Here is a 15,752-nt window from a genome sequence, read left to right on the forward strand (position 1 = left end):
CAACGAAGGAGACAGATGAGCGACGCCACCTACCCCGAGGACCTCCGGTACAGCAGCGACCACGAGTGGGTGGCCACGACCGAGTCCGGTCGGGTGCGTGTGGGGATCACCCACTACGCACAGGATGCGCTCGGCGACGTGGTGTACGTCAGCCTCCCCGAGGTGGGCGACACCGTCGAGGTCGGCGACTCCTGTGGTGAGGTCGAGTCCACCAAGTCCGTCAGCGACCTGTACGCGCCGCTGGCGGGCACGGTCACGGCCGTCAACGAGGCACTGGACGCGACCCCGGAGCTGGTCAACACCGCGCCCTACACCGAGGGCTGGATGTACGAGCTGGAGCTCGCCGAGGGCACCGACACCTCGGGTCTGCTCGACGCCGCTGCCTACCGCGCCGAGATCGACTGACCGCCGTTGTCACCGGCCGGCCCCGACGTGGGGCCGGTCACGTAGTCTTGAGCCACGACACGACAGGAGGGAGCGCTGGATGAGCGGCAACCAGAACGACCAGCCCGCACGACAGGACCCGGCCACCCAGCAGTTCACCGGGATCGGGAGCAGCGCACCTGCCGACCTGCCGGAGTCCGACTACCACCTCAGCCGGGAGGAGCAGGCGACGGTTGACGCGCTCCACGCCGGCACCGCCCTGCTCATCGTCCTGCGCGGCCCCAACTCGGGCGCGCGCTTCCTTCTTGACGACGCCGAGGTCACCACCGGTCGCGGACCGGACCGAGACATCTTCCTCGACGACGTCACGGTCTCGCGCAAGCACGCGGTCTTCTCGCGCGAGGAGAACGGCTACGCGGTGCGCGACGTGGGCTCCCTCAACGGGACCTACGTCAACAAGGAGCGAATCGACCAGGTTGCGCTGCGCACCGGTGACGAGGTGCAGATCGGCAAGTTCCGCCTCGTCTACTACGCCAGCGCCTCGACCAGCTGACGGTGCCCGACGAGCGCATCGGGATCGGCGCCCTCATCGCGCAGCTCGAGGACGATTTCCCCGATGTCACCATCTCCAAGGTCCGCTACCTGGAGGCCGAAGGGCTGATCAACCCATCGCGCACGGCCTCCGGGTACCGGAAGTTCTCCCGGGCGGACGTCGAGCGGCTGCGCTTCGTGCTCACTGCCCAACGGGACCGGTTCTGGCCCCTGAAGGTCATCCGCGAACGACTCGACGCCATGGACCGGGGGCTGAGCGTCGACGACGGCGGCGGTGTGGCTCCTCCCCGCAGCGACCCGCAGGATCCCGTCCGTCTCGATCCGCTCCCGGCCGGGGCACGCCCCCTTCGCCTCACTGCGACGGAGCTGCAGGAGGCCGCCGACATCGACATCGCCACGTTCCGGGAGCTCATCTCGTACGGCCTGCTGCCCAAGAGCAGTGAGTACTACGACGACGCCGATCTCGAGGTGGCCCGCGCCTCGGGCGCCCTGGTGGCCGCCGGGATCGACGTGCGGCACCTGCGTCCCTTCAAGAGTGCGGCCGAGCGGGAGCTCGGGCTGGCCGACCACGTCCTGGGGCACCAGGCACTGCGCGGCAGGGCCGCCGACGCCGAGGAGCTCGATGACGAGAGCGTCACCAGGAGGGTCGTCGAGGACTGCCTCGACCTCCACATGGCGCTCGTGCGCCGGGGACTGCAGACGCGCGGGTGAGTGAGGGATACGGTAGGAGTGTGAAACCGCTCGACGTCCTCGGTGTCCGGGTGGAGATGCCCACCTCCCAGCCGATCGTGCTCCTGCGTGAGCGCGACGGTGGTCGACACGTGCCGATCTGGATCGGCGCGGCGGAGGCCACCGCGATCGCCTACGCGCAGGAGGGGGTGGAGCCGCCTCGTCCCCTGACCCACGACCTGCTCGTCGACGTGATCGCCGCCGTCGGCCGCGAGCTGAGCACGGTGCGGATCGACGCGGTCCTCGAGGGTGTTTTCCACGCCACCCTCGTGCTCGACGACGGGACGGAGATCTCTGCGCGGACCAGCGACGGTGTCGCCCTCGCCCTGCGCACCGGCGCCGAGATCGTCGCCACCGACCAAGTGCTCGACGAGGTGGGGATCGAGTCGACCGATGACGACGAGGACGAGGTGGCCAAGTTCAAGGAGTTCCTGGACGAGGTGTCGCCGGAGGACTTCGAGGAGCCCGGGACCGAGAGCTGAGGCCGGGTCGACGAGGACGGGCGGGCGCGTCCGTCCATCCCGGCGCGACCTGATCGTTACCGACACGCAAGCCCCTCGCCGCGGGGGTGTTTGACGCCCTCCCCGAGCCGCCGTAGCGTCGAAGACAGCACCGGGCCACACCGGTGCAATTCCACCCGGCTCGGTCCGGGACCACGGTGAGGGCAGGAGGGCGTAGTGGACGCCACCAACGACGAGGGCCGGACCCCCGTCCGGACCCAGGGCGTGCTCTTCGACGACGACCTGCCCGAGCTGTCCGAGGACATCGGATACCGCGGTCCCGCCGCGTGCAGTGCCGCGGGGATCACCTACCGACAGCTCGACTACTGGGCCCGCACCGGTCTGGTCGAGCCCTCCGTCCGGGGTGCCGCCGGCTCCGGCAGCCAGCGCCTCTACGGCTTCCGCGACATCCTCGTGCTCAAGGTGGTCAAGCGCCTGCTGGACACCGGCGTCTCCCTCCAGCAGATCCGCGTCGCGATCCAGCACCTGCGTGAGCGCGGTGTCGAGGACCTGGCACAGATCACCCTGATGAGCGACGGCGCGAGCGTCTACGAGTGCACCTCCGCCGACGAGGTCATCGACCTCGTCCAGGGCGGGCAGGGCGTCTTCGGCATCGCGGTCGGCCGGGTCTGGCGCGAGGTCGAGGGCTCGCTGCTGGAGATCCCCAGCGAGCGGATGGACCAGGCGGAGCCGGCGGAGGTGCCGGGGGACGAGCTGTCGGCCCGCCGGCGCGCGAAGCTCGCCTGAGCTCCTCCCGTGTCCCGGTCGCGCTGATAGCCTGACACCGCTGCTCACCCCGCGGGGGAGAGTCCTCGCGCGATGCGCGGGGCGCCGAAGGGGCAAATCTCCCCGGAACCTCTCAGGCGCCAGGACCCCGCGGATCAGGCACCTCTGGAGCGCCACGGCGTGACAGAAGGGGAGGCTGGCTTTGTACCCGCACGCGTCCAAGGGAGCCTCATGAGCGCCACACCACCCCTGTCCGAGTTCGTCGGCCGTCACAACGGCCCCCGAGAGTCCGATGTCCGGGAGATGCTCGGGGCCATCGGCCAGCCGAGCCTCGAGGCCCTGTGCGACGCGGCCGTGCCCGCGGCCATCCGCCAGACGAGCTCCCTCGACATCGAGGCGGCAGCCAGCGAGCTGGCCGTCATCGAGGAGCTGCGGGACCTCGCGGCCAAGAACACCGTGATGACGTCGATGATCGGCCTGGGCTACTACGGCACGATCACGCCAGCAGTCATCCAGCGCAATGTCCTGGAGAACCCCGCCTGGTACACCGCCTACACCCCCTACCAACCGGAGATCAGCCAGGGGCGCCTCGAGGCGCTGCTGAACTTCCAGACGATGGTCGCCGACCTCACCGGCCTGCAGACCTCCGGATCCTCCCTGCTGGACGAGGCGACGGCAGCGGCCGAGGCCATGACCGTCATGCGCCGTTCCAGCAAGGCCGCCAAGGACGCGGTCATGCTCGTCGACGACAACACCTTCCCGCAGACGCGCGCCGTCATCGACACCCGCGCCGTCCCCCTGGGCATCGAGGTCGTCGGCGCTGACCTGACCGGCATCACGACCGCCGCGGAGCTGCGCGCCGCAGCAGGGGACCGCGAGGTCTTCGGCGTGCTCGTCCAGTTCCCGGCCGCGGACGGGACGATCACCGACTGGACGGCCATGGCGAGCGCTGCACACGAGGCGGGGGCGCTCGTGACGGCCGCCGCCGACCTCCTCGCCCTGACCCTCCTCACGGCGCCAGGGGAGTGGGGCGCCGACGTCGCCGTCGGGACGACCCAGCGCTTCGGGGTGCCGATGGCCTTCGGCGGACCGCACGCGGGCTACATGGCCGTTCGGGCGGGTCTCGAGCGCACGCTGCCGGGCCGACTCGTCGGGGTGTCCGTCGACGCCGAGGGGCGCGCCAGCTACCGGCTGGCCCTGCAGACGCGCGAGCAGCACATCCGTCGCGACAAGGCGACGAGCAACATCTGCACCGCACAGGTGCTCTTGGCCGTCATGGCCTCCATGTACGCCGTGTACCACGGTCCGGACGGGCTGCGCGCGATCGCCGAGCGCGTCCACGGGACCGCCGTGGGCCTGGCGGCGACGCTGCGCGCCGGCGGTGTCGAGGTCAACGACGCACCCTGGTTCGACACGCTCCGGGTGAGCGTCCCCGGACGCGCCGACGAGGTCGTCACCGCAGCCGTGGAGGCCGGGGTCAACCTCTGGCGCCACGATGCCGACACCGTCCTGGTGTCCGTGGACGAGACGACGGACCCGAGCGAGGTCGCCGCGGTGGCCGCGGCCTTCGGGGTCCCCGCCGCCGGCGGCGACGCGCACGAGGTCGACTCCTCGCACGCCCCGCAGGTGTCCCCGCAGTGGGCCCCTCAGCTGCTGCGGACGAGCGACTACCTGACCCACCCCGTCTTCCACGAGCACCGCAGCGAGACGCAGATGCTGCGGTACCTGCGTCGCCTGTCCGACCGGGACTTCGCCCTCGACCGCGGGATGATCCCGCTCGGGTCGTGCACGATGAAGCTCAACGCGACGACCGAGATGGCGGCCATCACCTGGCCCGAGTTCGCCGGCCTGCACCCCTTCGCGCCCGACGACCAGACGGTGGGCATCCGCGAGCTCGTCGGCCAGCTCAGCGGATGGCTCAGCGAGGTCACCGGCTACCACTCGGTCTCCTTGCAGCCCAATGCCGGGTCGCAGGGCGAGCTCGCCGGTCTGCTCGCCATCCGTGCCCACCACGCCGCTCAGGGCGAGGAGCAGCGCCGCGTGTGCCTGATCCCCGCCAGCGCGCACGGCACCAACGCCGCCTCCGCGGTCATGGCCGGGATGAAGGTCGTCGTGGTCAAGACCGCCGAGGGCGGCGACATCGACATGGACGACCTGCGGGCCAAGATCGACAAGCACCGCGACGACCTCGCCGCGATCATGGTCACCTACCCGAGCACCCACGGGGTCTTCGAGGACACGATCTCCGAGCTGTGCGGCCTCGTGCACGACGCCGGCGGTCAGGTCTACGTCGACGGGGCCAACCTCAACGCGCTCGTCGGGCTGGCGCAGCCGGGCAAGTTCGGCGCGGACGTCAGCCACCTCAACCTGCACAAGACCTTCTGCATCCCGCACGGCGGCGGGGGGCCCGGTGTCGGTCCGGTCGCGGTGCGGGAGCACCTCGCGCCGTACCTGCCCAACCACCCGCTCGCCCCGGCCGCGGGCCCGCAGACGGGCGTCGGCCCGATCAGTGCCGCCCCGTACGGGTCGGCCGGCATCCTGCCGATCTCCTGGGCGTACGTGCGCCTGATGGGTGGGGCCGGGCTGAGCCGGGCGACCCAGCTGGCGGTGCTCAACGCCAACTACGTCGCGAAGCGGCTGGGGGAGCACTACCCCGTCCTCTACGCCGGCCCGGGCGGGATCGTCGCCCACGAGTGCATCGTGGACCTGCGGGCGATGACCAAGGAGACGGGGGTGACCGTCGACGACGTCGCCAAGCGGCTCATCGACTACGGCTTCCACGCCCCGACCATGAGTTTCCCCGTTGCCGGCACGTTCATGATCGAGCCGACCGAGTCGGAGGACAAGGGCGAGATCGACCGCTTCTGCGACGCGATGATCGCCATCCGCGAGGAGATCGAGACCGTGGCGAAGGGGGAGGACGTCACCACCTCCGTGCTGCGGCGGGCGCCGCACACCGCCGCCTCGCTCGCGCAGGAGTGGGACCGTCCGTACAGCCGTGAGCACGCGGTCTTCCCCGTCGGGGTCGACGCCGCGGACAAGTACTGGCCTCCGGTGGCCCGGATCGATGGGGCCTACGGCGACCGCAACCTCGTGTGCTCCTGTCCGTCGCCGGAGGAGCTGGCGGAGATCGGCTGACTCTGTTGCCCTCGTCCTGTCGCCTGAGCGGACGAAGGGCACGGCGGCCCTTGGCGCGAAGTCCGGACACGTGGGTCGGTGCCGTTCACCGACATCTGTTGGTCCGGACTTCGGCCTGAGCCGGGCCGCCCCGCCCCTTCGTCCGCTCTTGCGCGGGCCGCCCGCGCATCGACGGTCGACCTCATGCGTGTGGTGTCCCGGGTCAGGCCACGTCGGAGGTGCTGGTGCCGAGGACGGAGATGGTCGAGCCGTGCTGGGTCTTGTGGACCTGGATCTGGGTGGGGATGCGGGTGCGCATCTCGGTGACGTGGCTGACGACGCCGACGGTGCGGCCACCGTCGCGCAGGCGGTCGAGGACGTCGAGCACCTGCTCGAGGCTGTCCTGGTCGAGGCTGCCGAAGCCCTCGTCGACGAAGAGGGTGCCGAAGTCCTGGCCACCGGACTCCTCACGGATGGCGTCCGCGAGTCCCAGCGCGAGGGCGAGGGAGGTCGTGAAGGACTCCCCGCCGGAGAGGGTGGAGGTCGGGCGCACCCTGCCCGTCCACAGGTCTCGCACGACCAGCCCGAGACCGCCCCGGCGCCGGCCCCGCGCCCCGGAGTCGTCATGACCGAGCTCATAGCGACCGTCTGCCATGTCCACCAGGCGCCCGTTGGCCAGCTCGACGATGCGCTCGAGTCGGGCGGCCAGCACGAACGTGGACAGCCGCATCCGCTTGTCGTTGTCGGTGCTCGTGCCGGAGACGAGGGTGGCCATGCGCGTGACCACGGCGGCGTGCTCCGCGGCCGGCCCCAGCTCGGCGCACGCGGTGCGGACGTGGTCGCGCAGGGTGGTGAACTGCGTTCGTACCGTCTCGGCGGACGCCTGGCGCCGGGCCGCGGCCTCCGCGGCGACCCGCGACTCCTCGGCAGCGGCCTCGAGCGCGGCGAGGTCGACGGACTCCTCCTGCAGCGCTGCGACGACCTCGTCCTCCTCCAGGACGGCTGCAGCGGCTGCGCGCCGGGCCTCGTGGTCGTCCACGGCACGCTCGAGCTCGGCGAGGTCCGATCGGGTGAGGGCCGCCGCGGTGACGGCCGTGGGCTGCTCGAAGCCGGCCTCCGTGAGGGCGGTGGCGAGCAGGTCCTCGGCCTCGGTCCGGAGGGTCCTCATGCGCTCGAGCTCGGTCCCCGCACCGAGCACGTGATCGACGGCTGCCAGGGCGGCACGGTGTCCGCGTGCCGCGGTCCTGACGGCTGTCGCGCGCGATCGTGCCGTGTGCTGCAGGTCGGGGTCAGTCGAGGCGACCGGCGCACCCGCCTCCGGGGGCGTCTCCTCGCGCCGAGCAGTCGGGGGAGCGCACGGGCACTCGTCGCCGTGCTCCTCGAGCGCCCGAGTCAGTCGTCGGAGGCAGTCCGCGACCTCCTCCTCGAGCCGGGCGTGGCGTGTGCGTGCCTCTGCAAGTGCGGTCACCGCGTCGTCGTGAGCGGCAGCCGCCTGCGTAACCGCTGTCGCGCAGGTCCCGGCAGCGTGCTCGACGGCATCCCGGCGGGCGACGACCTCGGTGAGTGCCGCCTGCTCCTCCTCCAGGGCGGTGAGGTCCCGCGTCAGGTCCTGCTCGACGTCGATCTCGAGCAGGGCGTCGGCGGTGACGATCTCGGTGACCACCCGCACCAGGTCCTCGACCCTGGCCTCGGCGACCTCGAGGTGCGAGGCCGTGGCCTCGTCGCGGGTGCGGGCGTGGTCGAGCTCGGTCTCGGCGCGGGCGACCTCCGCGCGTGCCGCCTCGATCTGCTCCGGTGTGACCTGGTCGGCTGCCGGGGCGGGGGCGGGGTGCTCGGGGGAGCCACAGACTGCGCAGGCCTCGCCGTCGACGAGCTGGGTGGCGAGCTCACCCGCCATGGTGTCCAGGCGTTGCTGGACCAGCTGCTGCACCCGCTCCCGTCGCACCAGGACGTCCTCGTGCGCGCTCTGGCGCCGGTCGGTCGTGGTGCGCAGCTCGTCCCGGAGCGTCACCCGGGACGCCCTCGCCGTGCTCAGCTCGGTCAGCCGGGTGACCAGGGGCGCGAGGTGGGTCAGGCGCTGGGCGGCCTGCTCGACCTGCCCGAGGGCGGCGTCGACCTCCTCGGCCCGGCCACGGGCGGCAGCCAGCTCGGCGGCGGTCGTGCCCACGGCCTGCTCGCGCGTCTCGATCGTCGTCGCCGATCTCGGCAGGTCACGGGCGAGGCGCTCGAGTCGCTGCGACTCGTGCCGTGCGGTCGCGAGGACGTCGTCGTGGGTGGTGAGTACCTCACGCACGTCGGCGAGGTCCTGACCGCCGACATCGGGGAGGGAGGCCAGGGCGATCTCCCTGGCCTCGCGTGCCGTCATGACTGCCTCCCGGGCGCGCTCGGCGGCCCGGACGTGCGGGAGGACACCCGCTGCGTCCCTGGCCCGGGAGAGGCGGTGACGCCGCGCGGCGTGCTCGTCCGCGGTCTCCTCGAGCGTGTCGAGGACGGCCCGTGCCCGGTGACCGCGCCGGCGGCGCTCCTCCTCGCGCCGCCCGGTCTCCAGGGCCGTGCGGGCGACCTTGGCCCTGCTCTGGGCGTCGTCGACGAGCGTCATGACCTCTCCGGCGTGCGCGTCCAGGGCGGCATCGATCGCGTCCACGGCCGTGAGCAGGTCCTCGGGGCCGAGGTGGTCGAGGAACTCGTCACGGTCGACCAGCTCGGACGGCTCGACCAGATCGGACAGCTCGACGTCCGTCTCGGCGAGCAGCTCGGTCAGGCGGCCGGTGTGCCCGTCGAGCGCCGTGCGGGCACTGGACAGGGTGGCCTGGGCCTCCTGCCGCTGGGCGGTGAGATGCTGCTCGACGGCCACGTAGTCGCTGACGTCGAAGAGGCGCTCGAGGACGTCCCGTCGCTCCTCGTCGCTCGCGCGCAGGAAGGCGGCGAAGTCCCCCTGGGGGAGCATGACCACCCGACGGAACTGGTCCACCCCCATCCCGAGGAGGTCGTCGAGGACCCGCGCGGTCTCGTCGATGCGCGAGCTCAGCGACTGCCAGCTGCCGCCCGCGTACTCGTCGAGCTGCACGCGGGCCTGCTCGGTGGTCGTCCCGGTGCCACGCCTCTTGGGACGCTCGTAGGACGGCGAGCGGGTGATGCGCAGACGCCGACCGGCCAGGGTCAGCTCGAGGACGACCGTGGTCACCTCGGACACGGCGGCGTGCTGGCTGCGCAGCGACGTCGTGAGCCGGTCACCGGGGACGTTGGCGTAGAGCGCGAAGCAGATGGCGTCGAGCAGGCTGGTCTTGCCCGACCCCGTCGGCCCGTGGATGAGGTAGAGACCGGAGGCGCCCAACTCCTCGAGATCGAGGTGAACCGTCCCGGCGAAGGGCCCGAATGCGGTCGCGGTGAGGTGGTGCAGCCTCATGCCGCCCCGCGCTCGCGTGCGCGCCCCTCGTCCTCGCGTCGCCCACGTGCGGCCCGTCCGACCTCGAGCGCGTCGCGCAGCAGGCGGGTCTCGGCCTCGTCGGCACCGGCCCCCCGGCGGACGTCCTCGACGAAGTCGCAGCAGACCTCGAGCGGCTCACGTCTGGCGACCTTGGCCGCGTAGCTGCGCGCGGGGAGGGACTCGCCCTGCGGGTCGAAGCGCAGCTGGAGCACGTGGGGGAAGCGGCGGGCGAGCTGCTCCATGGCGCCGACGGGACGGATCGGGTCGATCAGCGTCACCTGGACCCAGGCACCCTCCGCCGCCGTGTGATCGGGGTCGTCGAGGACCTCCCGGAGGGTGCCGCGCACCTGCGCCAGCCGGCGGTGCACGGGGGCCTCCACCCGCTCGACCCGCACCTCGCCGTCGGCGCCGAGGTCGAGCAGCAAGGTGCCCTTGGTGTGGTGGGTCTCGCTGAAGGACATGGCCACGGGCGAGCCGCTGTAGCGCACGGTGTCGGCGACCTGCTGGGTGCCGTGGAGGTGCCCCAGTGCCGCGTAGGCGACGCCGTCGAAGGTGCTCGTCGGCACCATCGCCACGCCACCGGTGCTGATGTCGCGCTCCGACTCGCTCGTGGCGCCGCCACTGGCGAAGCAGTGCGCCATGGCGATCGTCCGCGGGCCCCGCGCGGCGGCATCAGCACGCACCCGGTCCATCGCTGCACCCAGCACGGCCGTGTGGGTCCGCTGGTCGACACCCAGCTCCTCGCTCACCGAGGACGCTGCGGGCTCGAGGTAGGGGATGGGGTAGACCGCGGTGTCACCGACCACGACCGGTGTGCCGATCGAGTCCAGGTCGGAGCGGATGTGCAGCCCGGCGCGGGAGAGCAGGTCCGAGGCGAATCCCAGTCGGATCGCCGAGTCGTGGTTGCCGCTGGAGATGATCACCCGGGCGCCGGCGTCGATGAGGCGAGTCACGGCCTCGGAGAGCAGCGCGACCGCGTCCGGGGGCGGCAGCGCGCGGTCGTAGACGTCGCCGGACACGAGGACCGCGTCCACCGACTCTGCCCGCACCGTCGCGACGAGGTGGTCCACGAACTCCGACTGCGCCGCGAGCAGCCCCACCCCGTGGAAGGCACGACCCAGGTGCCAGTCGGAGGTGTGGAGCAGCTTCATGGTGCCCACGCTAGGAGGGGGCACCGACAATGCTGCGGTGCGACACCCCCTTCGGCAGTCGGACGAGGGCGGCGGATGGGACCGGCCGCCGCATCGGACCACGGCCTGACCCTGTCGGGCGTGGCTTCCCGTGGGTAGATTCGAGCCAGCCGACCCTCGGCGAGAGGTGGAGTCCCATGGGCAAGGAAGTCCAGACCCAGAGCTACACGCGCGAAGAGCGCCAGCGGTACCGGGAGAAGGTGCGCCAGAACCTCGACGTCTTCGAGCGGATGCTCGCCGAGAGCGTCTTCGACGACGCCGTGCCACTCACCGGACTGGAGATCGAGCTCAACCTCGTCGACGAGGACAACCAGCCGGCCTTCGTCAACGACGAGGTGCTCGAGTCGATCGCCGATCCCGACTACCAGACCGAGCTCGCGCAGTTCAACATCGAGCTCAACGTCGCACCGCGGCCGCTGCCGGGGGACTCGGCCCTGGACCTCGAGGCCACCCTGCGCGACTCGCTCAACCGCGCGGACGCGAAGGCCGCCGAGCGCGGCGCGCGCATCGTCCCGATCGGGATCCTCCCCACGATCCGCGAGGAGCACTTCCAGGGGGAGTGGATCAGCGCCAACAACCGCTACACCGCCCTCAACGACTCGATCTTCACCGCCCGCGGCGAGGACGTCGTCCTCGACATCGAGGGCCCGACAGGGGAGCGACTGAGCACGTATGCCGGTTCGATCGCGCCGGAGTCGGCCTGCACCTCGGTGCAGCTGCACCTGCAGGTGGGGCCGGGCCAGTTCGCCGACCACTGGAACGCCGCCCAGGCCATCTCCGCGGCGCAGGTGGCGCTCGCGGCCAACTCGCCGTACTTCTTCGGCAAGCGCCTGCACGCGGAGACGCGGATCGCGTTGTTCTCCCAGGCGACGGACACCCGGCCGATCGAGCTGAAGAACCAGGGCGTACGGCCGAGGGTGTTCTTCGGCGAGCGGTGGATCACCTCGATCTTCGACCTCTTCGAGGAGAACGTGCGCTACTTCCCGGCGCTGCTCGCCGAGGCCACCGACGAGGACCCGGCCGCGGTCCTCGACGAGGGCGGCACACCGCAGCTCGGCGAGCTCAACCTGCACAACGGCACCGTCTACCGGTGGAACCGCCCGATCTACCAACCCACCGAGGGCAAGCCCCACGTGCGCGTGGAGAACCGCGTCCTGCCGGCCGGGCCGACGATCATCGACGTCCTGGCCAATGCGGCCTTCTACTACGGCGTCGTCCGCACGCTCGCGAGCGAGGACCGCCCGGTGTGGACCCGGATGTCCTTCCCCGCCGCCCAGGCCAACTTCGAGGCCGCCGCCCGGGACGGGCTGACCGCCCGCCTGTACTGGCCGGGGCTCGGGCAGCTCACCGCCGACGAGCTGACCGTGCGTCACCTGCTGCCGATGGCGCGCCAGGGGTTGGAGGACTGGGGCGTCTCCTCGAGGGTCATCACGAGGTACCTCGACGTCATCGAGGGGCGGTGCACCTCCGGTGTCAACGGCGCAGTGTGGCAGACGGAGTGCGTCCGTCGCCTCGAGGAGGGCGGCCTCGAGCGCGCCGCCGCCCTCGCCGAGATGGTCGGGCTCTACCGGGACCACATGAGCCGCAACGAGCCGGTCCACACCTGGCCATTACCCTGAGGCCATGGCTGCTGACGAGACGCCCGAGAACGAGTCGACCGGTGGTACCGGTCCCGGTCACCGCAGCGTGGAGCTGACGCGGGAGTCGCTGGGGCGCTACGAGATCCGCAATGCCCGTGGGGGCACGATCACCATCGGCGACGGCAGCACCGACGACTTCACCCCGGTCGAGCTCCTCCTGGCCGCGCTCGCGGGGTGCAGCTCCGTCGACGTCGACCACATCACCTCCCGCCGGGCGGAGCCGGAGAGCTTCGTCGTCGCCGCCGAGGGGGAGAAGACCTCGACGCCGGAGGCCGGGAACCACCTGAAGGACCTCCGGGTCACCTTCCGTCTCGGCTTCCCCGAGGGCGACGCCGGCGACGCGGCCCGCTCGGCCTTCCCCCGCTCCGTCGCCCAGTCCCGCGACCGGCTGTGCTCCGTCTCCCGCACGGTCCAGCTGGGCATGCCGGTGGCCATGACCGCTGAGGACTCGTAGGAGGAGGATGCGCACCGACGTCGACATCGCGGTCATCGGCGGGGGACAGGCGGGGCTGGCGTGCGGGTACCACCTGCGACGAGCCGGTCTGGACCACGTCATCCTCGACGATCAGGAGTCCTCCGGCGGCGCCTGGCGGGCCACGTGGCCCTCACTGCGGCTCTTCTCCTCGACGGCGCACTCCTCGCTGCCCGGGTGGCCGATGCCGCCCCACCCCGACACCTTCCCGCCGGTCGCCCACGCGCTGGACTACCTCGCCGAGTACGAGCGACGCTACGACCTGCCCGTCGAGCGCCCCGTGCGTGTCACGGACGTACGGTCGCTCCACGAGCACCTCGAGGTGGTGACCGACCGTGGGGTCCTGCGCGCGCGGTACGTCGTCAACGCCACCGGCACGTGGGCCGCTCCCTTCGTCCCGCAGGTGGAGGGGGCGCTGGACTTCCGGGGCCGGCAGCTGCACAGCGCGTGGTACCGCGGTCCCCAGTCCTTCGCGGGACAACGCGTCGCCGTCGTCGGCGGGGGAAACTCCGGCGTGCAGATCACCGCGGACCTGGTCGACCACGCGCAGCAGCTCTCCCTGGTCTCGGCCCGGCGACTGCGCTTCCTGCCCGACGACGTCGACGGCCGGCATCTCTTCGCCCAGGCCACCGCCCGCCTCGGGGAGGGCGATGCGGAGGCCGAGTTCGTCGGCAACATCGTCGCGCTGCCGCAGGTGCGGGAGGCCCGGGCGAAGGGGGCGCTGCGCCTGCGTGCGATGTTCGACCGGATGACACCGGAGGGTGCCGTCATCGGCCGTGGGCACCTCGACCTCGATGCCGTGATCTGGTGCACCGGCTTCCGGCCGGCGCTGCGCCACCTCCGCTCCCTGGGGCTGCGCACCGCCAAGGGCATCCCGGACGTGGTGGACAACCGCTCGGTCAAGGATCCACGGGTGTGCTTCGTGGGGTACGGCGACTGGACCGGCCCGGCCTCCGCCACGCTCATCGGCGTCGGGCGGACGGCGAAAGCCCTCGCCGCCGCCCTGGCGGCCGAGCTGTCGGACTGATCCGCTGCACCGTGGGTGCATGAATCCGCCATGACCATGTCATTTGTCCCGCAGCGATCCTAGGGTTGGCTCAGTGTCAGGGTGATGGTGCCGCTCCCGCGGTGGTTGGATCCTGAGCACCGGGTGTCTGGCTCTTAGGGTTGCTGTCGCCTTCGGGCTGATGGTCATGCGTTTTGCCGGCACCCGGTGTGAAGGACCGGCCGGCGTGACTTGATAGGAGCGTGGCATCGCCCCCACTGAGATGTGTCCGCCGACCGGCCCAACCGTCCAGTCACTGATCAGGTGAAGGAGGCAACCACCATGGTTGTTGTTGGAGCCGATGTCCACAAGCGTTCGCACACATTCGTCGCGGTCGACCCGGTCGGCAAGCAGGTCGGACAGATCACCGTCCCGGCCGTCACCGAGGGCCACCGCAAGGCGCTGGCCTGGGCCCGGGAACGGTTCGGGGACGAGATCGTGTGGGCGATCGAGGACTGCCGGCACCTGTCCGCCCGGCTGGAGCGGGACCTGCTCACCGCCGGGCAGCAGGTGGTGCGGGTGCCGCCGAAGATGATGGCCGAGCAGCGTCGGGTGGCGCGCACGCGGGGCAAGTCGGACCCGATTGACGCCTTGGCGGTGGCGCGGGCCTACCTGCGTGAACCCAGCCTTCCTGTGGCTACGCATGATGAGGCGTCCCGGGAGCTGAAGCTGCTGGTCGACCGCCGCGAAACGCTTGTGGCACAACGGACAGCGACGATCAACTCGCTGCTGTGGCGCGTGCACGAGCTGGACCCTGCACACGCGCCCAAGGCCCGCTCGCTGGACCTGGCCAAGCACCAGCAGGCCCTGCGCACCTGGCTGCTCATCCTCGATGGGGTCGTGGCCGAGCTGGCGCTGGAAGAGCTCGACGACGTCATCGCCCTGACGGCCCGGGCCAAGAGCTACGCCAAGCGCATCGCCGACCTGACCGCGCAGGCGGCGCCGACGCTGCTGGCGATGCCCGGGGTCGGGCCCTTGACCGCGGCCAAGCTGATCGGCGAGTCCGCCGGCGCATCACGCTTCCACAGCGAGGCCGCCTTCGCCCGGCACGCCGGCGCCGCGCCGATCCCCGTCTGGTCGGGCAACACCGCCGGACGGGTGCGCATGACCCGCTCGGGCAACCGTCAGCTCAACGCCGCACTGCACCGCATCGCCATCACCCAAGTCCGTCTGCAAGGCTCCTTGGGCAAGGCGTACTACGAGAAGAAGAAGGCCGAAGGAATGTCCAACCGCGAAGCCCTGCGCTGCCTCAAACGACGCCTCGCACGCGTCGTCTTCCACCACCTGACCACCGACCAAGCAACGAACGCGACTGGACTCGCGGCCGCCGCTTGACATAGGAGAAACGCATGGCCACTTTTGTCGAAGTTCACCCGGACGATCCGCAACCGCACAGGGTCGGGAAGGTCGTCGAGCGCCTGCGTGAGGGCGCGCTCGTCGCCTTTCCCACCGACTCGGGCTATGCCCTGGGCGGACGCCTCGACGACCAGGAGATCAAGGACCGCATCCGCGACATCCGCAAGCTCGACGACAAGCACCACTACACGCTGCTGTGCGCGGACTTCGCACAGCTCGGCCAGCTCGTCCACATCGACAACTCGGTCTTCCGGGCGGTCAAGGCGGCCACTCCCGGCCCGTACACCTTCATCCTCCCGGCGACGAAGGAGGTGCCCCGCCGTCTGCTCCACCAGAAGAAGAAGACGGTGGGGGTGCGCATCCCCAGCCACCCGCTGTCGCAGGCCCTGCTCGAGGGCCTCGGCGACCCGATGCTCATCTCGACCCTGCTCCTGCCGGGCGACGACAAGACCCCGACCTTCGGCTGGGACGTCAAGGAGGCCCTCGACCACCAGGTCGACATCGTCATCGACGCCGGTGAGGTGACCACCGAGCCGACCACCGTCGTCGACCTCTCCGGGGACGGTGCCGAGATCGCCCGCCGCGGGGCGGGCGACCCGACCCCCTTCGAGTGA

At 71.4% G+C, this 15,752-nt stretch carries 13 protein-coding genes and 1 riboswitch; of the genes, 11 read left to right on the forward strand and 2 right to left on the reverse strand.

The genetic code is table 11. The features are described from left to right. Positions 1-15: 15 nt before the first annotated feature. The 6 genes from gcvH (at position 16) to gcvP (ending at position 6,029) form a co-directional block, all read left to right on the forward strand. Positions 16-405 (forward strand): glycine cleavage system protein GcvH, encoded by a 390-nt coding sequence (gcvH, locus tag O9K63_RS04525; protein WP_277240945.1) that lies wholly within the window; start codon positions 16-18, stop codon positions 403-405. A gap of 79 nt (positions 406-484) precedes the next feature. Beyond that, positions 485-937 (forward strand): FHA domain-containing protein, encoded by a 453-nt coding sequence (locus O9K63_RS04530; RefSeq protein WP_277240947.1) that lies wholly within the window; start codon positions 485-487, stop codon positions 935-937. Between the two features lie 2 nt (positions 938-939). Continuing rightward, the gene (ftsR, locus tag O9K63_RS04535) at positions 940-1,647 is read left to right on the forward strand and encodes a transcriptional regulator FtsR (RefSeq protein WP_277240949.1); all 708 of its coding nucleotides are present in this window, start codon (positions 940-942) and stop codon (positions 1,645-1,647) included. Between the two features lie 20 nt (positions 1,648-1,667). Then, positions 1,668-2,147, forward strand: coding sequence for a bifunctional nuclease family protein (locus O9K63_RS04540; RefSeq protein ID WP_277240951.1), 480 nt, complete (start codon positions 1,668-1,670; stop codon positions 2,145-2,147). 195 nt (positions 2,148-2,342) lie between these two features. Further along, positions 2,343-2,912, forward strand: a complete 570-nt coding sequence (locus O9K63_RS04545; RefSeq protein ID WP_277240953.1) for a MerR family transcriptional regulator — start codon at positions 2,343-2,345, stop codon at positions 2,910-2,912. Positions 2,913-2,956: 44 nt separating this feature from the next. Then, positions 2,957-3,050: riboswitch (glycine riboswitch) on the forward strand. A 72-nt stretch (positions 3,051-3,122) separates the two neighbouring features. Then, positions 3,123-6,029 carry an aminomethyl-transferring glycine dehydrogenase gene (gene gcvP / locus O9K63_RS04550; protein ID WP_277240955.1) on the forward strand — a complete coding sequence of 969 codons (2,907 nt, stop codon included), beginning with the start codon at positions 3,123-3,125 and terminating at the stop codon, positions 6,027-6,029. Positions 6,030-6,231: 202 nt separating this feature from the next. Here gcvP and O9K63_RS04555 read toward each other — a convergent pair whose 3' ends face one another. After that, entirely contained in the window at positions 6,232-9,414 is a 3,183-nt protein-coding gene (locus O9K63_RS04555; RefSeq protein WP_277240957.1) for an AAA family ATPase, read from the reverse strand. Continuing rightward, positions 9,411-10,586, reverse strand: coding sequence for an exonuclease SbcCD subunit D (locus tag O9K63_RS04560; protein WP_277240959.1), 1,176 nt, complete (start codon positions 10,584-10,586; stop codon positions 9,411-9,413). Before O9K63_RS04560 ends, O9K63_RS04555 begins: the two co-directional genes overlap by 4 nt. Positions 10,587-10,762: 176 nt before the next feature. On the opposite strand from O9K63_RS04560, the gene O9K63_RS04565 reads away from it, so the two are divergent. The 5 genes from O9K63_RS04565 (at position 10,763) to O9K63_RS04585 (ending at position 15,752) form a co-directional block, all read left to right on the forward strand. Further along, positions 10,763-12,244 (forward strand): glutamate--cysteine ligase, encoded by a 1,482-nt coding sequence (locus tag O9K63_RS04565; protein WP_277240961.1) that lies wholly within the window; start codon positions 10,763-10,765, stop codon positions 12,242-12,244. Positions 12,245-12,248: 4 nt separating this feature from the next. Then, a complete protein-coding gene (locus O9K63_RS04570; protein ID WP_277240963.1) occupies positions 12,249-12,719 on the forward strand; it encodes an OsmC family protein in 471 nt (156 codons plus the stop codon). Between the two features lie 7 nt (positions 12,720-12,726). Continuing rightward, the gene (locus tag O9K63_RS04575) at positions 12,727-13,764 is read left to right on the forward strand and encodes an ArsO family NAD(P)H-dependent flavin-containing monooxygenase (RefSeq protein ID WP_277240966.1); all 1,038 of its coding nucleotides are present in this window, start codon (positions 12,727-12,729) and stop codon (positions 13,762-13,764) included. 282 nt (positions 13,765-14,046) lie between these two features. Continuing rightward, on the forward strand, positions 14,047-15,117 hold the full coding sequence (locus O9K63_RS04580) for an IS110 family transposase (protein WP_277240968.1): 1,071 nt from the start codon (positions 14,047-14,049) through the stop codon (positions 15,115-15,117). 14 nt (positions 15,118-15,131) lie between these two features. Continuing rightward, positions 15,132-15,752, forward strand: coding sequence for an L-threonylcarbamoyladenylate synthase (locus O9K63_RS04585; protein ID WP_277240971.1), 621 nt, complete (start codon positions 15,132-15,134; stop codon positions 15,750-15,752).

Origin of the sequence: Janibacter cremeus (assembly GCF_029395675.1) — a bacterium.
GTDB classification, from domain to species: domain Bacteria; phylum Actinomycetota; class Actinomycetes; order Actinomycetales; family Dermatophilaceae; genus Janibacter; species Janibacter cremeus_A.